Here is a 25,275-nt window from a genome sequence, read left to right as displayed (position 1 = left end):
AGTGTGCGTGGTTCTGGCCAGAAAGGACGTCATTGCCGGCAGCGCCCCAGAGTTGCACGATTTTTCCAGTCTACTCGACTGCCGACTCGGGCCGTTCATCTCAGGTTCATCCGGCATGCTAGTGAGCGCCCCGCCATGCCGCAACGCCTGGCGGGCCGGGATAGGCTTAATCAATGCATCAGTTCCGTTTCCAGGCTTCCGCACGTCCACTCCGCCTGCTGGCCACGGCGGCGGCCGCAGGGATCGTGCTGAGCGCCTGCTCTCCGGTGGTCGACGTCCCGCCCGCCAAGGACGCGGCGAACGCGGCCTGTGCCCCCATGATGGTGGCGTTGCCGGATGCGATCGGCGAAGCCAAACTACGAAAGACCAACAGCCAGGGAACTGCGGCCTGGGGCGACCCGTCGCTGGTCATCCTGCGCTGCGGGGTGAATGTTCCGGGGCCGACGACGGACCGCTGCGTCAGCGTGAATGGCGTCGACTGGGTCATCAAGGAGGGCGACCCGGTGTGGACCCTGACCACATTCGGGCGCGAACCCGCCACTGAGATCCTGATGGACCCGGACAAGATCAGTTCCGCCACGGTGCTCGCAGACCTCGCCGCCGCCGCCGCGAAGGTACCGGCGGCGCGGAACTGCGTGGGCCAGGCGGACCTGCAGAACCTGCCGCCGAGCCAGTAGGCCCTAGCGCAGGCCGGTCTTGCGGTGCAGCGCCAGGTAGATCAGTTCGTCGATCAGCTCCGCGTAACCCAGCCCCGAGGCCTTCCACATCTGCGGGTACATGCTCTTCGGCGTGAACCCGGGCATGGTGTTGATCTCGTTAATGATCAGCTCACCCTCAGGGGTGTAGAAGAAATCGACCCGGCTCAGGCCCTCGGCTCCGACGGCGTCGAATGCGACGGCGGCCAGCTCGCGGACCCGGGCGGTGGCTTCGTCCGGGAGGTCGGCCGGGCAGCTGAGGGCCGCCGCGTCGTCCACATACTTGGCGTTGAAGTCGTAGAACTCGTGCCCGCCGCCGGCCACCGAAATCTCGCCGGGCATGGACGTCCGGGGAGCGTCGGTCCCCCGGCCTTCCAGCACGGCGCATTCGATCTCGCGGCCGACGATGCCCGCCTCGATGACGAGTTTCGGATCATGCTCGCGGGCGGCCTCGATCGCGGCGTCCAGGCCTTCGAGCGAGTCCACCTTGGAAATGCCCATGGACGAACCCGCCCGCGCGGGCTTGACGAAAACCGGGAAACCGAGCTGGTCCACGCGCTTGCGCACAGTCTCGGGGTCGTTGCGCCACTGCCGGTCCGTCACGGCGATGTAGGGACCCACACGGAGCCCGGCGGATTCAAACACCACTTTCATGAAGTGCTTGTCCATGCCCACGGCCGACGCCAGCACACCGGCACCCACGTAACGGGTGTCGGACAGTTCCAGGAAGCCCTGGACGGTGCCGTCCTCGCCGAACGGTCCGTGCAGCAGCGGGAACACCACGTCCACGGCGCCCAGTTCCTGCGGGACCTCGTTCGGGGAGGCCACGATCAGCTGGTGCTCGCCGCCGATTTCGGTCAGGGCCACGGTCCGGGCCGAGGACGCGACCTCGGGCAGGGATGAAGCCGAGAGTGACCAGTCATGGGTGTCCCCGGAGGCCAACACCCACTGGCCGGACTTGGCGATCCCGATCGGGATGACCTCGTACTTCGTCTGGTCGATCGCGCCAAGAACCCCGGCAGCCGTCACGCAGCTGACCGCGTGTTCGCTGGAGCGGCCGCCAAACAGCACCGCCACCCGGGGCCGTACCTGGCCGGATCGGCCCGCTGTGCTCACGTTTTCTTCAGACACGCTCAGTAATCGCCTTCAGGTTTCAGGTCCCGGGACAGCAGGAGCGGCCCCAGTTGGTCGACGGACAGTTTTCCCGCCAACACGGCTACGACCGCTGCGGTGATGGGCATCTCGACGCCGAGCTTGCCGGCCAGCTCCTGCACGGCCTGGGCGGACTTGATCCCCTCGGCCGTCTGCGTCATTTCGGCAGCCACCTCGTCCAGGGTCAGCCCCTTGCCCAGCAGCCGCCCGGCCGTGTGGTTCCGGGACAAGGGCGAGGAACAGGTCGCCACGAGGTCGCCGAGGCCGGCTAGCCCGGCCATCGTCTGGGCCTCGCCGCCCAGGGCGAGCGACAGCCGGGAGGTCTCCGCGAGGCCCCGCGTGATGACCGAGGCCTTGGTGTTGTCCCCCATCTGTTTGCCTTCGCAAATGCCGACGGCCAGGGCGATGATGTTCTTGACGATCCCGCCGATTTCGACGCCCACAACGTCGCCCGTGGTGTAGGGGCGGAAGTACGGGGCGGTGCAGCTGCGGGCGATCCAGCCGGCCGCAATCGGGTCGGAACAGGCCACGACGGAGGCGGTGGGTTCTTCCCGGGCGATCTCCATGGCCAGGTTGGGTCCGGAGACCACCGCGATCCTGTTGGCGGGAATGCCGAGCTCCTCGGAGATGACCTCGCTCATCCGGGCGTCGGAGTGCAGTTCTAGTCCCTTCATGAGGGAAACCACCAGGGCGCCGGGCGCCAGGAGGTTCTTCCACTGGCGCAGTTGCGGCCGCAGGGTCTGGGCCGGAACGGCCAGGACAACAAGCTCAGCGCCGGCGAGGACCTCGGCGACGTCCGCGGAAGCGGTGATGCTGGGCGGAAGGGCAATGTCCTTGAGGTACTGCTCGTTCCGGTGCTTCAGGTTGATCTGTTCAACGACTTCTTCACGACGGCCCCAGAGCCGGATATCGCGGTCAATGCCGGAAGCAGTGGCAGCGTCAGCGAGGATTTTCGCAAACGTGGTCCCCCAGGATCCGGCGCCAAGTACAGCAACTCTCGTCGCCGACAGTCCTCGCGTTTGATCGAATGTCATTCGTCGCTATCCCCAAGTTTCTCTTCCGGTGTTGCCGAACCGCCAGTTTTGCCGCCTTGCTCAATGAAGCGGCCGTGGGTGGACTGGTTGTGGGCCGCAGGGTCCCAGCGGACCAGCGGAGGCTGTCCGCCGCGGAGGGTGGCCAGGAGTTCGGTGATGGCCGCCATGATCACGTTGGTGGCCTCGGCGAGGGTGGCCTTGTCCAGTGGCCGCCCGGCGAAGGCGCTGAGGTCCACCGGATCGCCCACCACCAGCCGCGAGGTCTTCCGCGGGAAGAGGTGGAGCCGTTTGGCATAGCGCGGCAGGACCTCGTGGGCGCCCCAATGCGCCATCGGCACCACGGGGATTCCGCTTTGGAGCGCCATCCGCGCGGCACCGGTGTGGCCTATCATCGGCCACAGCTCGGGGTCCCTGGTCAGCGTGCCCTCGGGGTAGATGATGATGGCTCCGCCCTCGTCCACCACTTCCTTGGCGATCTGCAGCGAACGGTTGGCGCCCGCCGTCGAGCGCTCCACCGGGATCTGTTTGGTGGCGCGGAGCACGAATCCCAGCACGGGCACCTTGAAGAGCCCGGCCTTGGCCAGGAAGCGCGGCATCCGCTGCTGGTTGTAGAGCATGTGCGCCACCACCAAGGGATCGATTTCGGTGCAGTGATTGGGTGCTGCGATGAAGCCGCCGGCGGGCAGCTTCTCCAGGCCGATCCATTCCTTCCGCATCAGAAGGTTCATGACCGGACGGACAATCCCCGCCACAACAACAAAAGTGATGTGGCTCTTGGCCGATTCCTTCACGTGGTACCCGCTACTCGGCCGACGTGATGTCGAAATCGGCGCCCAGGCCCGCGAGCTTCTCCGTGAAACGCTCGTAGCCGCGGTTGATGATGTCGATGCCGGTGACCCGGGAGGTGCCGTTAGCAGCCAGTGCCGCGATCAGGTGGCTGAATCCGCCTCGCAAATCCGGCACGTCAATGTCGGTGCCGGTCAGCTGGGTGGGGCCGGAAATGACGGCTGAATGCAGGAAGTTGCGCTGGCCGAACCGGCAAGGGACACTGCCGAGGCATTCGCGGTGGACCTGGATGTTGGCGCCCATCCGGATCAGCGCCTCGGTGAAGCCAAAGCGGTTCTCGTATACAGTTTCGTGGACAATCGACACACCCTCGGCCTGTGTCAGGGCCACGATGAGCGGCTGCTGCCAGTCCGTCATGAAGCCTGGGTGCACGTCCGTTTCGAGTACCAGCGGGTTGAGCTTGCCGCCCTTGTGATAGAAGCGGATGCCGTCGTCGCCGATGTCCATCCCGCCGCCGACCTTGCGGTAGGTATTGAGGAAGGTCATCATGTCGCGCTGGGTGGCGCCCTCGACGAAGATGTCGCCGCGGGTGACCAGCGCCGCGGACGCCCACGAGGCCGACTCGTTGCGGTCTGAAAGGGCGCGGTGGTTGTAGCCGCCGAGGTCCGGGACACCCTCGATCCGGATGGTGCGGTCCGTCTGAACGCTGATGATCGCGCCCATTTTCTGCAGCACTGCGATCAGGTCGACGATCTCCGGCTCCGTGGCCGCACCGGAGAGCTCGGTGATGCCTTCAGCCCTCGTGGCACTCAGCAGCACCTGCTCGGTAGCGCCGACGGAGGGGTACGGCAGCGAGATCTTGGCGCCCTGGAGGCCCCCGGGTGCGGAGATGTGGATGCCGCCGGGACGCTTCTCCACCACGGCGCCGAACTGCCGCAGCACGTTCAGGTGGTAGTCGATCGGTCGGTCACCGATCTTGCAGCCGCCCAGGTCAGGGATGAACGCCTCGCCGATCGCATGGATCAAGGGACCGCACAGCAGGATCGGGATGCGGGAATCGCCGGCGTGCGCGTCGATCGCCGTGTGGGAGGCGGTCTTGGCGTTGGTCGGATCGAGGGTCAGATCCCCGGTGATGGGGTCTTTCTCAACGGTGACGCCGTGGAGCTGGAGCAGGCTGGTGACAACCTCGACGTCCTTGATTTCAGGGACGTTGCGCAGCACGGATGGCTCGTTGCCCAGCAGGGCGGCCACCATGGCCTTGGGGACCAGATTTTTGGCCCCCCGCACGGTGACGCGGCCAGTCAGCGGGACGCCTCCGCGGATTGTCAGAACACTACTCATATACCGGTTTCCTCACGACTACTCGCCCCCAAATCCTTAGAAAGGCTCCTGCTAAGCATAGGAGCTTGCGTTACCGATCTGAAATAAGGTGCGCGCCGGGTCGTCGTCGCCTCCGCAGTTCCCGTCGTCGCAAACCATGCAGCGCCAGTCCGCCGCTACCTGCTTTTCTTCGCCCCGAGGCCGAGTAGCCCGCGCCAAAAGACGGGTGCTCGTGTGGACTAATCGGGTATCCCACCTCATGGTGTGAGGTGCCACACGGCCACCATCCTCGACAGTAAGGGCTCGTTAAAGAGCCGGCGGCAACGGGCAGCGCGGTTGTTACCAAAGCACCTGCGTGACGACCAGTGAGGGTGAGTCAAATGGCATTTCCCCGGCCTCGAAGAGGATCCCTGGTCCTGCTGGCGTTCGCGCTGGTCGCGGCGCTGACCGGAAGCATGGCGACCGCACCCGTTGCCGACGCTGCTCCCGGGTGCCCTGCGGGAACTGCAATGAACATCGTCGCCCACCAGGATGATGACCTGATATTCCAGAGCCCCTGGCTCCTCTCGGCCATCCGTGACGGGTTGTGCGTGCGCACTGTCTATCTCACGGCCGGCGACGCCAATGACGACGCGGACTACTGGAGCGCGCGCGAGGACGGGGTGAAGGCCGCCTACGCCCACCTCGCCGGGACCGCCGACGCCTGGACCACCGCGGATGCCGGGATCGCCGGCCACCCGATTCCGGTGGCCACCCTGAACGGGGCATCGCAACTCTCGCTGGCCTTCATGCGGCTGCCCGACGGGCACCGCGATGGAAGAGGCGGATCCAACTACGGTTACCAGAGTCTCCAGAAGCTCTACAGCGGAGCGATCAGCACCATCACTGCCGTCAACAACTCGTCCTCGTATTCCCTCCCGGCGCTTCAGAACACCCTGCTGGCGTTGATGAACAGCTACCAGCCGGACCAGATTTCCACGCTGGACTTCGCCGGTACCTACGGCGACGGTGACCACAGTGACCACCACTCCGTCGCCTACCTGGTGCACGCCGCCCAGCAGCAGTACGCCCTCGCCCACACGATCACCGGCTACCAGGGCTACGGCACCTCCCAACGCCCGGCCAACGTGGTCGATCCCGACCTGACGGCCAAGACCGATGCGTTCCTGGTCTATGCCCAGCATGATTCCAAGACCTGCACCACAGCCCTCGATTGCTCCAACAACTCGATCGGCAACTGGCTTTCCCGCTCGTACACCGTCTCCTCGACCGCAGGGGTGCCGGCTGCGGGCCCCGACCCCGCCAATGTCGCGGCGTCGGCGTCGGTCACCGCCAGCTCCCAGAACACGGCCTCAGGACAGACCGCCGTGAAAGCCGTCGACGGCGTCATCGCCGGCCACCCCATCGACGCCACCCGGGAATGGGCCACCGTGGGCGGCAAAGCCGGCAGCTACCTCAACCTCGTCTTCCCCGCCGCCGTCACCCTGAACCGGGTCGTGCTCTATGACCGGCCCAACAGCAACGACCAGATCACGGGCGGCACCCTGACCTTCTCCGACGGAACCACCGTCCCCGTACCCGCCCTGGACAACGCGGGCCAGTCAACCAGCATCAGCTTCCCCGACCGCGCCACCACCAGCCTGCGGCTGACCGTCACCACCGTCAGCGGCACCACCAAAAACGTCGGACTCGCCGAACTCCAGGCCTACCCCGGCACCGCGCCCCCCGCCGCCAGCAACGTTGCGGCGTCGGCGTCGGTCACAGCCAGCTCCCAGAACACGGCGTCAGGCCAGACCGCAGTGAAGGCCGTCGACGGCGTCATCGCCGGCCACCCCATCGACGCCACCCGGGAATGGGCCACCGTCGGCGGCAAAGCCGGCAGCTACCTCAACCTCGCCTTCCCCGCGGCCGTCACCCTGAACCGGGTGGTGCTTTATGACCGGCCCAACGCCAGTGACCAGATTACCGGCGGCAGCCTCAGCTTCTCCGACGGAACCACCGTCCCCGTACCCGCCCTGGACAACGCGGGCCAGTCAACCAGCATCAGCTTCCCCGACCGCGCCACCACCACCCTGCGCCTGACCGTCACCACCGTCAGCGGCACCACCCGAAACGTCGGACTCGCCGAACTCCAGGCCTACCCGGGCACCGCGGCCCCCGCCCCCACCGCCACCGTTAGCAACGTCGCGGCGTCGGCATCGCTCACAGCCAGCTCCCAGAACGACACCTCAGGCCAGACCGCTCTGAAGGCTGTCGACGGCGTCATCGCGGGCTACCCGGTCGACGCCACCCGGGAATGGGCCACCGTGGGCGGCAAAGCCGGGAGCTACCTCAATCTCGCCTTCCCCGCCGCCGTCACCTTGAGCCGGGTGGTGCTCTATGACCGGCCCAACAGCAATGACCAGATCACCGGCGGCACCCTGACATTCTCCGACGGAACCACCGTCCCGGTTCCTACACTGGACAACACCGGCAAGGCGACCAGCATCAGCTTCTCCGGCCGCGCCACCTCCAGCCTGCGCCTGACCGTCACCACCGTCAGCGGCACCACCAGAAATGTCGGACTCGCCGAACTCCAGGCCTACGCTAACTGACGCCGGCCGCCGTCGAAAACAAAGCAACGCGGGGTCACGTACGGCCGGTCCCGGCGGGCGGGACGGGCCGTAAGTGACCCCGCGTTGCAGTGAAGGTGCGCTGGGAGCGTGCCGGTCAGGACAGCTTGGCCGGCAGCGTCTTGGGCATAAACGCCGGCCGGGTGGCCTCGAAGGCGGTGATGTCTTCCTCGTGCTTGAGGGTCAGGCCAATGTCGTCCAGGCCCTCAAGCAGGCGCCAGCGGGTGTAGTCATCGATCTCGAACGGCGCCACGATGTTGCCGCACTGGACCGTCTTGGAGAGGAGGTCCACGGTGACCGCGGTGCCCGGGGCGTTCTCCAGTTCCTTCCAGATGAGTTCGATGTCATCCTGGGCCAGTTCCGCGGCGAGCAGGCCCTGTTTACCGGAGTTTCCACGGAAGATGTCGGCGAAGCGTGAGGACAGCACGGTTTTGAAGCCGTAGTCCTTGAGCGCCCAGACGGCGTGCTCGCGGGAGGATCCGGTGCCGAAGTCAGGCCCGGCCACCAGGACGGATCCCGCGGTGAACGGCTCATGGTTCAGGATGAATGCCGGGTCCTTGCGCCAGGCCGCAAAGAGCGCATCCTCGAAGCCGGTGCGCGTGATGCGCTTGAGGTAGACGGCCGGGATGATCTGATCGGTGTCGACGTTGCTCTGGCGCAGCGGAACGCCGATGCCGGTGTGGGTGGTGAACTTTTCCATGGCGGATCCTTCTAGGCTGTGTGGATCGGAACAGTGCGGGTCTGGGCAGGACCCACTAGGCTGCGTCGGAACGGACCGCGGCGGACCCGGTAGCAGGGTCCAGGTCCGACGGCGAGCTCAGGGTGCCGCGCACCGCCGTCGCCGCTGCCACCACCGGGGAGACCAGGTGGGTGCGCCCGCCCTTGCCCTGGCGGCCCTCGAAGTTGCGGTTCGAGGTGGAGGCGCAGCGCTCCCCCGGTTCCAGCTGGTCCGGGTTCATGCCCAGGCACATGGAGCAGCCGGCGAAGCGCCATTCGGCCCCGAAGTCCTTGAAGACCTTGTCCAGGCCCTCGGCCTCGGCTTCGAGGCGGACGCGGGCGGAGCCGGGAACCACCAGCATCCGGATGTTGGGGTCCTTGGTGCGGCCGCGGATGATGTCCGCGGCGGCACGAAGGTCCTCCATCCGGGAGTTGGTGCAGGAGCCCAGGAAGACCGTGTCGACTCGGATGTCCTTCATCGGCGTGCCGGCTTCCAGCCCCATGTACTGCAGCGCGCGTTCCGCCGCGGCCTTGGCGTTCTCATCCCCGAAGTCCTCGGGCGAGGGCACCTTGGCGGACAGGGACACACCCTGGCCGGGGTTAGTCCCCCAGGTCACAAACGGTTCCAGCGTGTCGGCGTCGAGGTCCACCTCGACGTCGAACGTCGCGTCGTCCTCGGAGCGGAGGGTGTTCCAGTACTCGACGGCGGCATCCCATTCGGCGCCCTGCGGCGCGTGCGGGCGTCCGAACATGTAGTCGTAGGTGGTCTGGTCCGGGGCGACGAGCCCGGCGCGGGCGCCGGCTTCGATGGACATGTTGCAGATGGTCATCCGGGCTTCCATGGACAGCGCCCGGATGGCGGAGCCTCGGTACTCCAGCACGTAGCCCTGGCCTCCGCCGGTGCCGATCTTGGCGATGACGGCCAGGATGATGTCCTTGGCGGAGACACCGGGACGCAGGGTGCCGTCGACATTGATGGCCATGGTCTTGAAGGGTTTCAGGGACAGCGTCTGGGTGGCCATGACGTGCTCCACCTCGGAGGTGCCGATGCCCATGGCCAGGGCGCCGAACGCCCCGTGGGTGGAGGTGTGCGAGTCGCCGCAGACCACGGTCATGCCGGGCTGGGTGAGGCCCAGCTGCGGGCCGACGACGTGGACGATCCCCTGTTCGGCGTCGCCGAGCGAGTGCAGGCGGACACCAAATTCCTGGCAGTTATTGCGGAGGGTCTGGATCTGCGTGCGGCTGGTGAGATCGGCAATTGGCTTGTCGATGTCCAGCGTGGGAGTGTTGTGGTCCTCCGTGGCGATGGTGAGGTCGGGCCGACGCAACGGGCGCCCGGCGAGCCGGAGGCCTTCGAAGGCCTGCGGCGAAGTCACCTCATGCACCAGGTGGAGGTCGATGAAGAGAAGGTCTGGCTGTGCGTTGGCTCCTTCGCCGTCGCCTTTGCGCACCACGTGCGCGTCCCAGACTTTCTCGGCCAGTGTCTTTGCCACGGCCTTCTCCCTTCACTGCGGTGTTAGTACTTGCAAGCTTGTTCTCTCCACTGAATCAGCACTCCCGCGTAATGCGCCAGCGAGTTGACTTGCATCTCAGATAATGAGACGGCAATATCATTACATGGACAATTCTAGTGGAGTCGGTGTCATCGATAAAGCGGCCCATGTGCTTGACGCACTTGAGGCTGGCCCTACCACCCTGGCGCAGCTGGTTGCAGCCACGGGACTGGCGAGGCCCACCGTGCACCGGCTGGCGCTGGCGCTGGTCCATCACCGGCTGGTCAGCCGCGACATCCAGGGCCGCTTCGTCCTGGGCAGCCGCCTCGTGGAGCTTGCCTCCGCGGCCGGCGAGGACCGCCTGATCGCGTCCGCCGGACCTGTCCTGATGCAGCTGCGCGACGCCACGGGCGAAAGCGCCCAGATCTTCCGCCGGCAGGGTGACTGGCGCGTCTGCGTCGCGTCCGCCGAACGGCCCATCGGCCTGCGCGACACCATTCCGGTCGGCACCCAGTTGTCCATGAAGGCCGGCTCCGCCGCCCAGGTGCTGCTCGCCTGGGAGGACCATGACCGGCTCCTGGAAGGCCTGCAGGCCGCCCGCTTCACGCCCACCGTCCTGGCCGGAGTACGACGCCGGGGCTGGGGCCAGAGCCTGGGCGAACGCGAGCCGGGGGTCGCCTCCGTTTCGGCCCCCGTGCGCGGTCCGTCCGGCCGCGTGATCGCCGCGGTGTCGATCTCCGGACCGATCGAACGCCTGACCCGCCAGCCGGGCCGGCTGCACGCCGAAGTGGTCTGCAACGCCGCACGGGTGCTGACCGAGGCGTTGCGCAAGACCAACGACTAGGTGAACTGCGCCGGGTCCCGACCCGGGCCTCGTGATGTCGTCAGTGACGTGTGGAAGGCTCCGCGAGTCCAAGCTGGCCCGAACCAACGACGAACGCAAGACCCTTGCCTTTCCCATCACTCCTCGCGCTAAAACGGCGTGCAGCCAGTCGTTCAGGCGTAGTGGATCAGGAAGGCTTCCAGGCAGGAGACCCTAAGGGGTCCTTGAGACCACGATTCGTCTGTGTCGGGTTCGGGCAATGGATGCGCTGCGATGAATTGATGCCAGTTGGGGAAGGGATCCGGGGGTAAGTCCAGTTCAGGCCCCGGGCCGGGATCCGGGGGCAGGCCCTGATCCATGTCGGTGCCCACGTCTGGTTCGGGATCCGGACCGGGATCCGGACCGGGGTCCGGCCCGGGATCCGAAGGCAGGCCCTGGCCCGTGTGGACGTCGATGCCCATGTCCGTATCAGTATCCGCGCCCGTGCCCACGTCCATATCCACGTCTATGCCCAAGCTCGTGTTTGTGTCCGTGGCCGGGATGCCGGGTGGCCAGTGGGGTGGTTCCCAGTCCTGGTGTTCGCTGGGGTAGTTCCTTCCGGAGGGTGAGGTCCAGCCCGGCGGGCTGTGATTGCTGGCCCCGGATGGTGTCCAGGCCGAGGCGTGTTTCAGCCGGTGGTGCTTGCGGCAGGGCTGGCCCAGGTTGGAGATCCCGGTGGTGCCGCCGTCGGCCCAGGCCAGGACATGGTCGGCCTCGTTGTCCAGAGACGGGTTGTTGCAGCCGGGGAACGGGCATCGGCCGTCGCGGAGCCGCAGCCAGTGGCGCATAGCCTTCGTGAGCCGGTAGCTGGTCCGGCCGATTTCCAGCGGGGCCCCGTCCCGCGGATCCGTCAGAACCCGGTAGAAGGAACCCGCGCCGTCGGCGACCAGGCGGCGGGCCATCGACGGCGGAATCGGACCGTACCCGTCCAGGACAGCCGGTTCGTCGGTGGCACCGAGCAGCGACAGGACCGGGACGGTGACCAGGACCTGCGCCCGCGGGACCGGCACACCCCCGCACCCGCCATTGTCATCGGCATCGGCATCGGTACCGCCGCCGGCGCCGGCGCCGGTGCGAGGAGCAAGGTCGCGGCGATGTCGGCGCGGAGCTGGGTCAGGGTCTGGGCCTCGTCCGGGCCCTGCAGCGCGCGGGCCGCGGCGGTGGTCCGTTCCCAGATCCCCGCGGCGGTATCGGCCGGGAGGTACGCCGAGAGCCAGGCCATCCCATCCCGGTCCGGGACGTACTCGACCCGCCGGTCCGCAGCACACCTGGTGTGGCGTTCTTCGATGCTGACCGGGTGGTGGCGTTCCCGCCAGGCACGTGCCTTGGCGCGGAACCGTCCCGGCACGAGCTCACCGGCCGGGCACCCCCGGGCCGGGCTGGGCGCGTCGGGGTCCAGGAAATGCGCCTCCAATGCAGCCGCCCCGGCCGGGTCGAGGTTGCCGGTTTCGGCCACGATGATCCGGGCGTGCTGCCAGGAAATCGTCCCGGCCTGCAAAGCCGCCAACGTCAACGGCAACCCAGTCGTCAGGGCCACACACTCGGACAGGAACGAACTCGCGGTTCGTTCACTGACCGTCAGCACACACGCGACCTCAGCTACCACGGCCATCTCCCGGGCGGTACATTCCTGCGGAGACGCCGCCGGGCACGCCAACGCCGTGGTGGCCCGCAGGTACTCGGCGGCAAAGCGCACGTTCAACGCCGCGGCCCGGGCCTCCCACCGCGCCATCTCCGCCATCCCGTCCAGGCAAGCATCCGCCAGGTCCCGCAACGGATCCACACCCCGGAACGGATCAGCTTTTCGCAAAGCATCCCCGCCGGGCAGGCCATCCGTCCCCGCCCCGGCGAAGGCGGCAAGCGCAGCCGTGGACTCAGCGAAGGCCACCAGGGCCTCCCTGCTTTCCACACTCCAGGCTGTGCTGCTATCCACACTTCCAGAATATGACCGGGCCCCGACAATAACGACGTACCCGACTGGAGTTGCAACAAGCCGCCCGCACGGACCCGAGGCGCAGAGAGGTTAACCGCCATAAGACCAGCGATCGGGTCGCTGAGAATCCCCACAAAACGAGCCGGTGCACCCAGGCGCCGACAGAGTCAGCCTGCCTCCAAGTATCTGGACAATTGATCGATCGCGTACCCGCCATAGCGTTCCGCCAAGCGAGCCGGATGAACTGGTAGCGTCGAGTTGTTGAAGTCCCGTTGATGAAGGTCCGGCACGACTCTTTGCGATGACGCGTTTGCTCCCATAACCTCGGTCATTGGTTTTCTCCGGGCTCCTTTCCACAAGGCAGTCGATGCCCTTGAGGCCTGGAGAGCGCGGATTTATGGTTTCGCCACCGCCAGAAGGCTCGACATAGCAGCTCACGGCTGGCGCTACCGTTGCAATGACATCGGAGTCGACCCACATTTCAAAAAGCTGGTTGAAAGAGTGGATCTCATGGACGAGGCATAGGCTGTCCGCATGAGCAGTTATGCGGTGTTCCTGCGCGGGGTCAACGTCGGCGGCATCACCATCAAGATGGCCGAACTGAAGGCCGCCCTGGCGCCCCGCCCGTTTGCGGGCGTGAAGACGCTCCTGGCCAGTGGAAATGTGGTGCTCTCCAGCGAACTCTCCCCTTCCGGCGTCAAGAAGGAATTCGAGGCGTGCCTCCGGGAGGCCTTCGGCTATGACGCCTGGGTGGTGGTTCTGGCAGCGGAGCGGGTGGGTGAACTGGTGGCGGCGTGCCCCTACCCTGCCGACGACACCTCCATGCACACCTACCTCACGCTCGGCTCGGACGCCGAGGTGCTTGCCGAGCTGTACGAGGCCGGCCGCGCCTTGGACGGTGCGCAGGTGACCGCGCTGGGGCCCGAGGCCCTGGCGTGGCTGGCGCCCGCGGGCGGCACGCTGGACAGTCCGTTCAGCAAGCTGTCCGCGAAGCCGAAGTACAAGGCCTCCACCACCACCCGCAACCTGCGCACCATGATCAAGGTCCGCGACGCCGCGGTACTGCTGTAGGGCACGGCTGGAACCAGGTCAGCGCGCCGCAGCCTGCAGGGCCTTGTTGAAGGACGTCAGCCGACTGACCTCGAGCTCCACGGGCTCCACCACAAAATCCTCTGCCACCGCCGCGACAGACGCCTTGAGCCGCTTCCGGGCCGCCGCGCCCCGTGCCCGGGCGGCCGCTCCCGCGATGAACTTCGCCAGGATGGCCAGGACAATCCCCAGCAGCGTGCCGCCGGCGATCAGAACGGTCGGCACGGGCCAGCCTTCCACCAGCGGGACCTCCGGCACGGGAAGCTGCAAATAGCCCAGCGCGGCCAGCACCCCGAGCCAGGCGAAACCGCAGAGGGCTGCCAGCAGTGCCAGCCACTGCACAACGTTGAACGGCGTCCACCACCAGGCCTTGCCCGCGGCCCTCAGATCTGTGGACGCGATGGCCTGGTCCAGCGCATCCGGCAGCTGCTCGCGGCCCTCACGGGCAGCGCCGCGGATCACGGCCCGCCAGGGCCCGGGGGCGCCGTCGGATGCTGCATCGGCAAATTCCCGGACAGCGGCATCCGTGCGGGCCCGCTCCGGGGCACCGGCAGGCGGCAGCGAGGTGCGGTTCAGGTCGGGCCGGGATCCCTCCCGGCGCAGGTTGAGCCGCCTCAGCGGGTCAGGCCGGAAGCGGACCAGCCAGCGCGTGACGGGCCACCCGGTGCGGCGGGTCGACTCCAGCTGGAATGACCGGACGACGGCTTCCACCACCAGCGGGACGTTGGCCGCACTCGCCAGTTCCTCGGCCAGCCGGGCTTTAGAGGCCGCTTTGACCCCGGCTGCCGCGCCGGCTCCGGAAGCCCCGGCCAGCCGGGCGGAGGCCTGCGTGACGTCGGCTCCGAGGCGCTGCGATTGGGCCTGCCGCTGCGTGGCCACCTGGCGGATGGCGGCCCGGACCTTGTCCACGCCGGTACCCGCGAGGGCGGAGGCGCCGATGACCTGCACCTTGCCCAGCCCGTCCCGCGCCAGGATGCCTTTCAGCGACTCCAGCACCGGGGGAATGTCCCGGTCCGGGAGCCGGTCGATCTGGTTAAGCACCACCAGGGTGACGGCGCCATGGGAGGCCAACGGGGTGAGGAAATCGTTGTGCACGGCGGCGTCGGCATACTTCTGCGGATCGAGCACCCACACCAGGACGTCGACGAGTCCCACCATCCGCTCCACGATCTCCCGGTTGGCGGCACGGGTGGAGTCGAAGTCGGGAAGATCCAGGAGGATCAGGCCCGTGCCGTCGTCGGCAAAACCGGGTACAGGGGCGGCGTGGTGCCGGGTGCGGACCTCCAGCCAGTCCAGCAGCTGCTCGCTGCCCTCAGCGCCCCAGATGCCGGCGAGCGGCTCAGAGGTCGTGGGCCGCCGGGCGGCCGCCGTCGCAATCTCTTCGCCGCTGACAGCGTTGAAGAGGGACGACTTTCCGCTGCCGGTGGCCCCGAAGAATCCGACGACGGTGTGGTCAGCCGAGAGGGAGCGCCGGGAACTGGCCCGGTCCAGCACCTGGAGAACGCCGTCCAGGACGTCGTCCGGGAGCGCCCCTTCGGCCAGTTCCCGGGCCTCGTTCAGGGCCTCAAGCCGGCGGTCCAGCCGGGTGGCCTCGGCGGCGGCACCATGGCGGCTCACGCGGTGGCCGCCAGCCGGTGCAGCGCCGCGGCATGGCCGGAGAGCACCGCCGGGGTGACCCCGCCCGAAATCTCGAGCCGGGCCAGGAATCGCTGCTGTTCAGCCTCGAGCAGCTTCTGGCAGCGGGCATGGAGATCCTCGCGGGCCGTCCTGGCGAGCCGGCGCACTGCGTCCTCGCCGAACACCGCTTCCAGCAGCCGCTGCCCGGCGACGGCGGTACCCCCGGCGACGCCGACCTCCAGCCCGGTGAGTCCGGCTGTCATGGAGAACACCACGATCATCAGGGCGGCGCCGAGGCCGTTGATGCCAAAGGACAGCCAGCGGGCCTGGGTGCGCTTGCCCTGGCCCTCGGTCCGGATCAGCTCCATAAGGCTCCCCTGCCAGGCCCGGATCTCGGCAGCAGTCTTCTCGGCGAAGCCGTCGGAGGTTCCGGAGAGGTCGTCGCTGCCCAGCAGTTGGCGGCCGGCTGGATCGGAGCGCCAGCGACCGTCTGTATCTTCGGCCGCGTTGGCAGCCTCATCGATAATGACGGCCTGCAGGCCGGTTTCGATCGCCGTCTCCACCCGCACCGCCGGTGCCGGCTCACCCCGGAAGAAGGCACCGACCCGGTCGCGGAAGCGGCCAATGTTCTGCTCCATGGCCCGGAAGAACTCGCCGGTGCCTACGAAGTCCTGCCAGCGGGCCAGGACCTCGCCGCGCAGCAGGGCGCCGTCCCGGGTGGCCTCCAGGATCCTGGCCACGGCGTCCCGGTAGGCGTCCCGGGTATCCCCGGCGAGGACGCCGGCGGCGTGTTCCTGGTCTCCGGCGGCCTTCGCCACTACCTCGACGCGGCTCCCCAGGGCCTTGACAGTCCCGTTGAGCGTCCGGCGGGCGATGTCCGCGCGACCGGCGGCGTCCGCGGCGAGTTCCTGCAGCCAGAACCGCAACGGCTCCACGGCGGCGGGAGGAAGCATCCCGAACCCATCCAGTGCCGCCTCGGGGACGACGAAAAGACGGGCTTCACCCAGGCCCTCCCTGCGGAGCATCGACTGCAGATCGGCGCTGACCTCGGCTTCGGCGGCGGCGGGCACCCGGTCCAGGACCACGGCCACCATGATGTCCCGGGAGGCCGCGTCCAGCAGCAGGCGCCACGGAACGGCGTCGGCATAGCGGTTGGCGGTGGTGACGAACACCCACAAGTCGGCGGCAGCCAGCAACTGCCCGGCGAGCTTGCGGTTATCGGCGGAAATCGAGTCGACGTCGGGAGCGTCCAGCAGCGCGATTCCCTGCGGCACCGCTGGATCGGCGACCAGTACCAGGGACGTGATCGCGGCAGGGTCAGGCGTGGGACCGGCCTGGCTGGCGGGCAGTGGCTCTCGGGTCACCGTGCCGCGGATCCGGCTCAGGCTCGGCAGGACCCGCTGGTCCTCGAACCAGCGCCCGTCGGCGGGATGGTGCAGCAGGATGGGCTGGCGCGTGGTGGGCCGGATAGCACCAGCCCGGGTGACAGCGTGCCCGACGAGTCCATTCACGAGGGTCGACTTCCCGGCGCCGGTGGACCCGCCCACGACGGCCAGCAGGGGCGCGTCCAGGCTCCGGTAGCGCGGCAGGATGTAATCCTCGAGCTGGGCAAGGGCGTTGCGGATGTCCCGCCGGGCCTCGTCCAAGCCGGGCAGCGCCAGGGGCAGTGCGGTAGCAGCCAGGTCCCGGTGGACGGCTTCCAGCAGTTCAACGGCCTGGCCGGTGGTTTCGTCGGAGCTCACCGCAACATCATGCCAGTTCCGGGCCGTGCCGGTTCAGCGCCGCGGGGTGCGGACAACGAAAAAACGGCCCCGGGCTGATGCCCGGGACCGTTTCATTGGTGACCCCAGCGGGATTCGAACCCGCGTTACCGCCGTGAGAGGGCAGCGTACTAGGCCGCTATACGATGGGGCCGCGTACTCTCCAGAACAGCATTTCTGCCATTCACGCTAAGCGATTATTTCATACACTCAGCAAGTGTTTCAAATCGGCGAACCGGTCTAAAACCCCTGATCAGCCGCGTAAATACGCGGATTTTTCAGAGCTGGGATACCAGGACTCGAACCTAGAATGACGGTACCAGAAACCGTAGTGTTGCCAATTACACCATATCCCAATGGAACTTTCGGGCCGGATCCGTGGGTCTAAACCCGCGCTCCCGGCGCCTCAGCACGAGTAATTACTTTACCCGAGAGTTTTCGTCTGCACAAATCGAGCCGTCCAGCCCCCGGATCAGTGCACCCCGCCAGGGGTGCGCCGGCGGCCACCGTTGCGGGGGGCAGAAAATCCCTGCGAATCCGCCGCCGCGGCCAGGACCGCACCCCGCCAGGGGTGCGCCGGCGGCCCGCCGCCATGGCCGCGCCAACAGTTTTGCGTGCCGATTGCCGGCGTTATCTGCATCACAGCCATGGGGTGCGCCCTGCAGTCAGGCCAGCAGCTCCAGCAGGGAACCGATCTCGCGGCCGGCAAAACCCTCGGCCGGTTCCCCGCCGCGGTTCAGCCACACGCCCAGGAGGCCGGCCGCCGTCGAGCCGTCAGCGTCGAGGAGGCGGTTGTCCCCCACGTACAGCGTTTCGCCGGCGCCGGTGCCGAGGCGGCGGACGCCCTCCAGGTAGATGGCCGGATCCGGCTTGGCCGCACCGACAGTGTCTGTGCCCACCAGCACTCTGATCCGTTCCAGTCCGGCGGCGTCCAGCTTGACCCGCTGGTAGTCGTGGACGTTGTTGCTCACGGCACCGTACGGGATGCCGGCGGCATCCAGCGCGTCCAGCATCGGGGTGACGTCGTCGAAGGCGCGGATGTACCCGTGCTGCCGGCTGGCATACGAACTGACCCAGTGGTGGGCCACCTCGCCTTCCTCCAGCTCCACGCCGAAGTGCCCCAGGGCGGCCCGGCCGCGGAGCAGGCGCTGTTCGTTGAACGTCAGTTCACCGGCCAGGTATCGGTCATAGAAATGGGTGGTCTCGCGGGTGAAGATCCGCCCGAACTTCTCCCACCCGGCCTCGTCCAGGCCGGGCAGGAGATGTTCGCTGACGTCACGCAGTGCCGACGTCATGGAGAATTCGAGGTCCACGAGGGTGTCGTCAATATCAAACAGCACGCCGCGGATGGCGCCCAGGCTGGCGGCCAGGGCGCCGGTCCCGGCGTTGTTCTGCGCTGAGGGCGAGCCCATCATCAGCCGCGGAAGGCGCGCAGCCGGGCCAGGGACGAGTCCTTGCCCAGGATCACCATGGACTCAAACAGCGGCGGGGAGATCCGGCGGCCGGAGATGGCCGTGCGGACCGGGCCGAATGCCAGCCGCGGCTTGACGCCGAGGCCCTCGACGAGGGCCTCCTTGAGCGCGGCCTGAATGCTCTCGGCATTCCAGCCGGCAAGGGGCTCCAGGGCGGCCAGGGCGGCGTCGAGCACCTCCGTGAGATTCTCCGGAAGCCCCTTGCGGGCGTCGTCCGCGACGTCGATCGCATCGTCCTTTTTGAACAGGAAGGCGAGCATTTCGGGGGCCTCGCCCAGCAGCGAGATGCGCTCCTGGATCAGCGGGGCGGCCTCGGCGAGGATCTCCTCCTGGCGCGCGGTCAGGGTGTCGCCGACAAACCCGGCCGTGCGCAGGTACGGAACCAGACGGCCGCGGAAGTCCTCGGCGTCGAGCATCCGGATGTGCGTGCCGTTGATGGCCTCGGCCTTCTTGATGTCAAAGCGGGCAGGGTTGGCGAGTACGTCGTTGACGTCGAAGTGCTCGATCAGCTGGTCCACAGTAAAGATGTCCTCATCAGCGGAGAGGCTCCAGCCGAGCAGCGAGAGGTAATTGAGCAGGCCCTCCGGGATGAAGCCGCGGTCCCGGAGCAGGAACAGATTGGACTGCGGGTCCCGCTTGGAGAGCTTCTTGTTGCCCTCGCCCATGACGTACGGCAGGTGGCCGAAGACCGGCAGGTAGCTGGCGACGCCGATGTCCATCAGCGCGCGGATCAGCACCACCTGGCGGGGCGTGGAGGAAAGCAGGTCCTCACCGCGGAGCACGTGGGTGATGCCCATCAGCGCGTCGTCGACGGGGTTGACCAGGGTGTACAGCGGGGATCCGTCGGCGCGGACGATCACGTAGTCCGGGATGCTGCCGGCCTTGAAGGTGATCTCGCCGCGGACCATGTCGGTGAAAGTAACGTCCTCATCGGGCATCCGCACGCGGAGCACGGGCTGGCGGCCCTCGGCCTTGAACGCGGCCAGCTGTTCCCCGGAAAGCTCGCGGTCGAAGTTGTCATAGCCCAGCTTGGGGTCGCGGCCGGCCGCGCGGTGGCGCGCCTCCACTTCCTCCGGTGAGGAGTAGCACTCGTAGGCGTAGCCGGCCTCGATCAGCTTGGCGACGACGTCCTTGTACAGGTCCAGGCGCTGCGACTGGCGGTACGGCTCGTGCGGCCCGCCGACCTCCACGCCTTCCTCCCAGGTGATGCCGAGCCATTTGAGGGCCTCGAGAAGCTGCTGGTAACTCTCCTCCGAGTCCCTTGCCACGTCCGTGTCCTCGATGCGGAACACGAAGGTGCCCTTCGTGTGGCGGGCGTGGGCCCAGTTGAACAGGGCAGTGCGGATCAGGCCGACGTGGGGGGTGCCGGTGGGCGACGGGCAGAACCGGACACGGACCGGGGTGTCGGCTGTGACTTCGCGAATCACACTGGGGGCGGAGCTGGAGACGGCGTCGGGCGCAGAAGGAGTAGTCATAGTGACTCCAACTTTACCGCCTGCCGCCAGAGGCTTTACCGCTTGCGGCCGCGCGCCGGTTGCGGGCGGGACAGCGCTTTCCACAGATAGAAGCCTGCCAACACCAGGCCCGCCGCGACGAACGCCAGCGCCAGCCAGAGCGGCCCGTCCAGCCAGTTGACGGCACGTGCCGCCATCGAGAACGTGCCGATCGAGCCGAGGGCAAAGAGCAGGAAGGAACGGCGGCTCCGGGAACCCTGCAGGGCGCGAATCAACCCGCGAATGATCATCAAGTGCTTCTCCGGGCCTAGCGGCGGACTACCGGGTTGGAGAGGCGGCCGATGCCCTCGATCTCGACCTCGAAGCGGTCACCGGCCTGGACAAGGCCAACGCCGGCCGGGGTGCCGGTCATGATGACGTCGCCGGGCAGCAGGGTGAAGGCCTGCGAGACGATGGAGACGAGTTCGCGGACGCCCCGGATCATCTGGCTGGTGCTTCCGTCCTGGCGCAGCTCGCCGTTGAGGCGGCCCTGGATCTGCAGGTCCTCGGTGTTCAGTTCGGTCTCGATCCACGGCCCCAGGGGCGCGGAGGTGTCAAAGCCCTTGGCCCGGGCCCACTGCAGGTCCGTCTTCTGGACGTCGCGGGCGGTGAGGTCATTGCCGCAGGTGTAGCCGAAGATGACGTCGTCGACGCGCTCCTCGGGGACGTCCTTGCAGATCCGGCCGATCACCACGCACAATTCGGCTTCGAAGGACACTTCCTCGGAGAACTCCGGCAGGACGATCGGATCGTTGGGCCCGATCACGGAGGTGTTGGGCTTGAGGAAGAGCAGCGGCTGCGCCGGGACCTCATTGCCGAGTTCCCGGGCGTGTTCGACGAAGTTGCGGCCGACGCCGATGACCTTGCTGCGCGGGATGATCGGGGACAGCAGGCGCACATCCTCCAGTTTGTGCCGCACGGCGGTTCGTTCCACGCCGTGGAAGAAGGGGTCGCCGTTGATGACAGTGATTTCCTCACTGCCGGGCTCACCTTCAACAATGCCGTAGAGGGGATCAGAATCGACTACAAACCGGGCAATACGCATGGTTCCAAGCGTACCGTCTCCACCCTCCCGACTAGCTCCGCGCTTGGGTTTGGGCGGTTTCGATAATTTTTTCGGTTGCGGCCCATGACGCGAGGAGCCGGAGGGCTTCATCCGAGGGGCTGCCGGGAACAGCGGGATACACGGTCAGGGTGTGCCCGGGGTCATCCTCAAGTTCCATGGCCTGATAGGTCAGCTCAAGGAGCCCAACGACAGGGTGCTGGAACGACTTGGTGCCTGAATAGTGGCGGCGGACGTTGTGCGCTGCCCAGCGTGTGCGGAATTCTTCGCTGCGCATGGAGAGTTCGCCGACGAGTGCGGCGATCCCCTTATCGTGCGGGTTGCGCCCGGCGTCGCGGCGCAGGATGGCCACGTTGACATTGGCTGCGCGGTCCCAGTCCGGGTAGAGGTCGTGGGAGCGCGGGTCGAGGAAGATGAAGCGCGAGTGGTTCGCCGGCCGGGCCGTGCCGCGGTACATGTCGGAGTAGAGCGCGTAACCGAGGGCGTTGGCTGCGACGATGTCCATCCGGTTGTTCCCGATGAATGCGGGCGCTCCAGTGATGGCGTCGAGGAGGTGTTGCATGACGGGACGGATCCCCGCGGCCGCGGCGCCGGGTACGCGTTTCCGGCTTGCGGTATTGGCCGCGCGCGCGAGGTCGTATAGGTGGTCCTGTTCGGCGCGGTCCAGTTCAAGTGCACGGGCAATGGAGTCGAGGACGCTGTCGGAGACACCGGTGAGGTTTCCCCGTTCCAGGCGCGTGTAGTAGTCCACGCTGACGCCGGCAAGGCGGGCGGCCTCTTCCCGCCGCAAGCCCGGCACGCGGCGCCGCCCGCCAATAGGTTCGAGGCCTGCCTGCTCAGGGGTGATGCGCCCGCGGCGGGAAGCCAGAAACTCTCGTACTTCGGCTCGGTTGTCCATACGGCAACGTTACGGCGTAACCGTTAACCGGTGGGAGGCTCTGGCATAACCCGTTTCAGCAAAGCCCTCGCTACGGACGCCGGATGCGGGTTTCATGGAAAGTGAACTTCGCAACAGCAAACGAAAGCGAGCACCGGCTTTGCGCGCAACAATCATGCACGCCCCGGGAGACGTCCGCGTCGAAGAGCGTGACAACCCCACCATCCAGCAGCCCACCGACGCGATCATCAAACTGGTCGCCGCATGCGTGTGCGGGTCGGACCTGTGGCCCTACCGCGGCGCCGACAGCTTCAACGGACCGGTCCCCATGGGGCACGAAGTGCTCCAGCGCCCGTGAGTACGTCCGCGACCGCAACGCGGGCGCCGTCGTCAGGGGTTGTCCCGGCGTCGCTCGTCGCCACGGTCATCTTCCTGACAGCTGTCGCGCCGCTGGCCACCGACATGTACGTTCCGGCGTTCCCGCGCGTGGCGGAGGAATTCGGTACGACGGCGTCGGCGGTGCAGCTGACCCTGACGACGTTCTTTGCCGGCATGGGACTCGGACAGCTTGTCGGCGGCCCTTTCAGCGACCAGCGCGGCCGGCGGATGCCCCTGGTCGCAGGCACGATTCTGATGACGGTCGCCTCGATCGGTTGCGCCCTGGCCCCGAGCGTCGGTGTCTTGATGATCGCCCGGTTCCTGCAGGGTTTCGGTGGCGGCTGGGCGATGGTGATCGGCCGGGCCGTGATCGTTGACCGCGCCCGTGGGCCGCAGCTCGTCCGCGTGCTTAACCTCGTCATGGGGATCGGCGGCGTCGCCCCGATTATCAGCCCCCTGCTCGGGGCAGTCATCCTGCAGTTGACCGGCTGGCGGATGACCTTCTGGGTGCTCGCGGCCCTCGGCGTCCTGATGACCCTGTGCGCCCTGTTCGTCGTTCCGGAGTCCCTGCCGCCGGAGAAACGGCACGAGGGCGGGCTGCGTGAATTCGGGCACGCCGCGCACACCGTGCTCTCGAACCGCCGATTCGTGGGCTACGTCGTCGTGGCGTCCTCGGCATTCATCGCCCTGTTCGCGTACGTCGCCACGTCCGCGTTCATCCTGCAAAACATGAACGGGCTCTCACCGGTGGCGTACTCCATCGTTTTCGCCGCCAACGCAGGCGGCATGACCGTCGCTGCCCTTCTCTCGGCCCGCATGGCCGGGCGCGTTCCCACCCGCCGGGTGATCCTCACCGGCCAGATCATCGCCCTGGCGGCGGGCGTGGCCATGCTCGCCGGCGCCTTGTGGTGGGCCACTCCCCTGCTGGTTGCCCTGGGAAGCTTCTTCGCCCTTATGGTCGCCCAGGGCCTGGTCAACACCAACGGCGGCGCCCTCGCCTCGGCGGAGGTACCCGAGCACCCGGGCACCAGCTCGGCGGTCCTCGGCCTCGTGCAGTGGACCACCGCCGGGATCGTCGCACCCATCGCGGGCCTGGGCGGCTCCAACACTGCGGTCCCCATGGCGGCGCTGATGATCGCCGGGGCGCTGCTGTCAATGTTCGGACTCCTCGTTCTGGCCCGTCCGGACACCTCCCGGCCCGGGGTGCCTGCACGAACCGCACGGATCGAAGGAGCCTCCACCCCATGAAGAATCAAACCTGAAGGAGAACACCATGAGTACGCGAAAGCAGCCGAAGACCCCCACCGTCAGGGGACCTGAGGAGTGGTTTACCGGTGACGTATACTTCAACGCCTACTATTCCGGCCAGCAACCCTCCCGGGCCCGGCTGAACCTTGTGCGCTGCACCCCGGCGATACCGTCTACACTCCCGCCGGCGAGTGGCACTGGCACGGCGCCACCGAAGACAACTTCATGTGCCACCTCACCCTCTGGGAGGCTCCGGCCGGCAGCGACGAACCGGAAACGGTCTGGGGTGCCAAACTCACTGACACCGAATACCCCGCACAGAAGTAGGGCGCGCTGATGGACGCCATCAACCGTCCCGTCCCTGGCCGCCGTCCCCTGGCCGCTGTCCAGGCCGCTGTCCTGGCCGCCACGGTCACTGCCTGCAGCATCGCCCGGGACGCTCCTGGAACCTCCCAGCCCGCCCCGTCCCCGGTCACCCCCACGGAAAGCATTGACACTATGACAACCTCACCGGCCACGGATGGCACCCGCATCACCATTGAGATCGATGGTGAAACAGTGGGCGGAACCTTGTCAGGCAACGCAGCCGCCACGGCACTGATCGATCAGCTGCCCCTGACGCTGGCCTTCACCGATTACGGCGGCCAAGAGAAGATCGCCGACCTGCCGGCGCCGCTCTCGCTCGAAGGCCTGCCCGCCGGCAGCGACGCCGACCCGCTCACCATCGGTTACTACGCTCCCCGGCAGTCGCTCGTCCTCTATTACGGGCACGTCGGGTATTTCGACGGCATCATCCGGCTCGGCACGTTCGACCACCTCGCGGCAGTCCGCGATCACGGTACCGGCTTCACTGCCAGGCTGCAGCTCGTACACTGACGAACTGGCACCCGTTCAGGACGTGCCGCTGCCCAGGCGCAGGTAGTGCAGCTGGGCGGCCACCGAGAGTTCAGCCGCGGGCCGCACGGCGGGGTCAACGGCGGCGTACACGGCGTCGGCCACTTCGGCCACCCCGGCCCCGGCGCCCAGGCTCTCGAGGGCGGAGCGGATTTGCCCGAGGCGGTCCGCGCGGTGGTCCCGGTAGGCGCGGACGATCGTGTCCAGCGCAGGCAGCATCGGTCCGTGGGCCGGGAGGACGGTCGCGGGGCCCAGGCGTTCCAGCCGGTCCAGCGAGGCCAGGTAGTCACCCAGGGTGCCGTCCGGATAGTCCAGGACCGTGGTACCGAGGCCCAGGATCGTGTCGCCGGTGAGGACAGAGCCCCCGGCGCCGTCCTGCGGCAGGTGGAAGCAGACCGAGTCGGAGGTGTGGCCCGGCGTCGCCAGAACCCGGATCTCGGCCCCGGCGGCGTGGATCACTTCGCCGTCCGCGAGGGGGCTTCCCCCGTGGCAGTGCGCCGGGTCCTTGGCGCGCACCGGCGCTCCGGTCAGCTCGGCGAACCTGGCGGCGGCTGCGGTATGGTCCGCATGCCGGTGCGTAATCAGGATGAGCTCGACGGCGCCGGCCTGGGCCAGTTCCTGCAGGTGCGGCTCATCCAGCGGGCCGGGATCCACCACGACGGTGCCGGCCGCTCCGGGGGCCGCAATCACGTAGGAGTTTGTCCCGTGCAGGCTCATCGGCCCCGGGTTGGGGGCCAGCCTGAAGCGGGTCAGCTCTGTGCTGCGCACCATGGCGCGGGG

Annotated in this window: 20 protein-coding genes, 2 tRNA genes and 2 pseudogenes; 7 read left to right on the top strand and 17 right to left on the bottom strand. The window is 67.6% G+C overall.

What is annotated here, in order from left to right:
* The first annotated feature begins 173 nt into the window (after nt 1–173).
* Complete coding sequence (locus ABIB29_RS03695; protein WP_354170117.1) at nt 174–677, top strand: DUF3515 family protein; 504 nt, start codon at nt 174–176, stop codon at nt 675–677.
* A 3-nt stretch (nt 678–680) separates the two neighbouring features.
* On the opposite strand, the gene ABIB29_RS03690 is transcribed toward ABIB29_RS03695, so the two are convergent.
* Genes ABIB29_RS03690 through murA form a run of 4 tightly spaced genes read right to left on the bottom strand, consistent with a single transcriptional unit; the run spans nt 681 to nt 5,008 of the window.
* A complete protein-coding gene (locus ABIB29_RS03690; RefSeq protein WP_354170116.1) occupies nt 681–1,826 on the bottom strand; it encodes a D-alanine--D-alanine ligase family protein in 1,146 nt (381 codons plus the stop codon).
* 2 nt (nt 1,827–1,828) lie between these two features.
* Entirely contained in the window at nt 1,829–2,881 is a 1,053-nt protein-coding gene (locus tag ABIB29_RS03685; RefSeq protein ID WP_354170114.1) for an NAD(P)H-dependent glycerol-3-phosphate dehydrogenase, read from the bottom strand.
* Nucleotides 2,878–3,672, bottom strand: coding sequence for a lysophospholipid acyltransferase family protein (locus tag ABIB29_RS03680; protein WP_354170112.1), 795 nt, complete (start codon nt 3,670–3,672; stop codon nt 2,878–2,880). The genes ABIB29_RS03685 and ABIB29_RS03680 overlap by 4 nt, the downstream gene beginning before the upstream one ends.
* 10 nt (nt 3,673–3,682) lie before the next feature.
* Nucleotides 3,683–5,008 carry a UDP-N-acetylglucosamine 1-carboxyvinyltransferase gene (gene murA / locus ABIB29_RS03675; RefSeq protein WP_354170110.1) on the bottom strand — a complete coding sequence of 442 codons (1,326 nt, stop codon included), beginning with the start codon at nt 5,006–5,008 and terminating at the stop codon, nt 3,683–3,685.
* 359 nt (nt 5,009–5,367) lie between these two features.
* Between murA and ABIB29_RS03670 the strand changes: the two genes are divergently transcribed.
* Nucleotides 5,368–7,581 carry a PIG-L family deacetylase gene (locus ABIB29_RS03670; RefSeq protein WP_354170108.1) on the top strand — a complete coding sequence of 738 codons (2,214 nt, stop codon included), beginning with the start codon at nt 5,368–5,370 and terminating at the stop codon, nt 7,579–7,581.
* 115 nt (nt 7,582–7,696) lie between these two features.
* Here the strand turns inward: ABIB29_RS03670 and leuD are convergent, their stop codons facing one another.
* Both leuD and leuC read right to left on the bottom strand, forming a co-directional pair.
* A complete protein-coding gene (leuD, locus tag ABIB29_RS03665; RefSeq protein ID WP_354170106.1) occupies nt 7,697–8,299 on the bottom strand; it encodes a 3-isopropylmalate dehydratase small subunit in 603 nt (200 codons plus the stop codon).
* 55 nt (nt 8,300–8,354) lie between these two features.
* Entirely contained in the window at nt 8,355–9,809 is a 1,455-nt protein-coding gene (gene leuC, locus ABIB29_RS03660) for a 3-isopropylmalate dehydratase large subunit (protein WP_354170105.1), read from the bottom strand.
* Between the two features lie 124 nt (nt 9,810–9,933).
* Between leuC and ABIB29_RS03655 the strand changes: the two genes are divergently transcribed.
* Complete coding sequence (locus tag ABIB29_RS03655) at nt 9,934–10,653, top strand: IclR family transcriptional regulator (RefSeq protein ID WP_056426387.1); 720 nt, start codon at nt 9,934–9,936, stop codon at nt 10,651–10,653.
* Between the two features lie 152 nt (nt 10,654–10,805).
* Here the strand turns inward: ABIB29_RS03655 and ABIB29_RS03650 are convergent.
* Nucleotides 10,806–12,604: pseudogene (locus ABIB29_RS03650) on the bottom strand (HNH endonuclease signature motif containing protein).
* A gap of 534 nt (nt 12,605–13,138) precedes the next feature.
* Between ABIB29_RS03650 and ABIB29_RS03645 the strand changes: the two are divergent.
* On the top strand, nt 13,139–13,675 hold the full coding sequence (locus tag ABIB29_RS03645) for a DUF1697 domain-containing protein (protein ID WP_354170102.1): 537 nt from the start codon (nt 13,139–13,141) through the stop codon (nt 13,673–13,675).
* An 18-nt stretch (nt 13,676–13,693) separates the two neighbouring features.
* Here ABIB29_RS03645 and ABIB29_RS03640 read toward each other — a convergent pair whose 3' ends face one another.
* The 9 genes from ABIB29_RS03640 to ABIB29_RS03600 form a co-directional block, all read right to left on the bottom strand.
* Nucleotides 13,694–15,310 (bottom strand): GTPase, encoded by a 1,617-nt coding sequence (locus ABIB29_RS03640; RefSeq protein ID WP_354170100.1) that lies wholly within the window; start codon nt 15,308–15,310, stop codon nt 13,694–13,696.
* Complete coding sequence (locus ABIB29_RS03635) at nt 15,307–17,052, bottom strand: dynamin family protein (protein WP_354170099.1); 1,746 nt, start codon at nt 17,050–17,052, stop codon at nt 15,307–15,309. Before ABIB29_RS03635 ends, ABIB29_RS03640 begins: the two co-directional genes overlap by 4 nt.
* 96 nt (nt 17,053–17,148) lie before the next feature.
* Nucleotides 17,149–17,224: transfer RNA gene (locus tag ABIB29_RS03630), tRNA-Glu, on the bottom strand.
* Nucleotides 17,225–17,354: 130 nt separating this feature from the next.
* Nucleotides 17,355–17,426, bottom strand: a tRNA-Gln gene (locus ABIB29_RS03625).
* 309 nt (nt 17,427–17,735) lie between these two features.
* Entirely contained in the window at nt 17,736–18,482 is a 747-nt protein-coding gene (locus ABIB29_RS03620; RefSeq protein ID WP_354170097.1) for an HAD family hydrolase, read from the bottom strand.
* A gap of 2 nt (nt 18,483–18,484) precedes the next feature.
* Nucleotides 18,485–20,017 carry a glutamate--tRNA ligase gene (gltX, locus tag ABIB29_RS03615; RefSeq protein ID WP_354170096.1) on the bottom strand — a complete coding sequence of 511 codons (1,533 nt, stop codon included), beginning with the start codon at nt 20,015–20,017 and terminating at the stop codon, nt 18,485–18,487.
* A gap of 35 nt (nt 20,018–20,052) precedes the next feature.
* Entirely contained in the window at nt 20,053–20,286 is a 234-nt protein-coding gene (locus ABIB29_RS03610) for a hypothetical protein (RefSeq protein ID WP_354170094.1), read from the bottom strand.
* A 17-nt stretch (nt 20,287–20,303) separates the two neighbouring features.
* Nucleotides 20,304–21,080 (bottom strand): fumarylacetoacetate hydrolase family protein, encoded by a 777-nt coding sequence (locus tag ABIB29_RS03605; protein ID WP_354170092.1) that lies wholly within the window; start codon nt 21,078–21,080, stop codon nt 20,304–20,306.
* 31 nt (nt 21,081–21,111) lie between these two features.
* Nucleotides 21,112–21,996, bottom strand: a complete 885-nt coding sequence (locus tag ABIB29_RS03600; RefSeq protein WP_354170091.1) for a helix-turn-helix transcriptional regulator — start codon at nt 21,994–21,996, stop codon at nt 21,112–21,114.
* A gap of 139 nt (nt 21,997–22,135) precedes the next feature.
* Between ABIB29_RS03600 and ABIB29_RS03595 the strand changes: the two are divergent.
* From ABIB29_RS03595 to ABIB29_RS03585, 3 genes and pseudogenes are all read left to right on the top strand, one after another.
* Nucleotides 22,136–22,315: pseudogene (locus ABIB29_RS03595) on the top strand (IMP dehydrogenase); the annotation flags it as partial.
* A 14-nt stretch (nt 22,316–22,329) separates the two neighbouring features.
* The gene (locus ABIB29_RS03590; RefSeq protein WP_354170089.1) at nt 22,330–23,601 is read left to right on the top strand and encodes a multidrug effflux MFS transporter; all 1,272 of its coding nucleotides are present in this window, start codon (nt 22,330–22,332) and stop codon (nt 23,599–23,601) included.
* Between the two features lie 336 nt (nt 23,602–23,937).
* Nucleotides 23,938–24,477 (top strand): cyclophilin-like fold protein, encoded by a 540-nt coding sequence (locus ABIB29_RS03585; RefSeq protein ID WP_354170087.1) that lies wholly within the window; start codon nt 23,938–23,940, stop codon nt 24,475–24,477.
* A 15-nt stretch (nt 24,478–24,492) separates the two neighbouring features.
* On the opposite strand, the gene ABIB29_RS03580 is transcribed toward ABIB29_RS03585, so the two are convergent.
* On the bottom strand, nt 24,493–25,266 hold the full coding sequence (locus ABIB29_RS03580; protein ID WP_354170307.1) for an MBL fold metallo-hydrolase: 774 nt from the start codon (nt 25,264–25,266) through the stop codon (nt 24,493–24,495).
* Between the last annotated feature and the right edge of the window lie 9 nt (nt 25,267–25,275).

Origin of the sequence: Arthrobacter sp. UYEF36, from assembly GCF_040547025.1 — a bacterium.
Lineage (GTDB): Bacteria > Actinomycetota > Actinomycetes > Actinomycetales > Micrococcaceae > Arthrobacter.
Note: the sequence above shows the minus strand (reverse complement) of the source record. Positions and strands in the feature narration are given on the sequence as shown.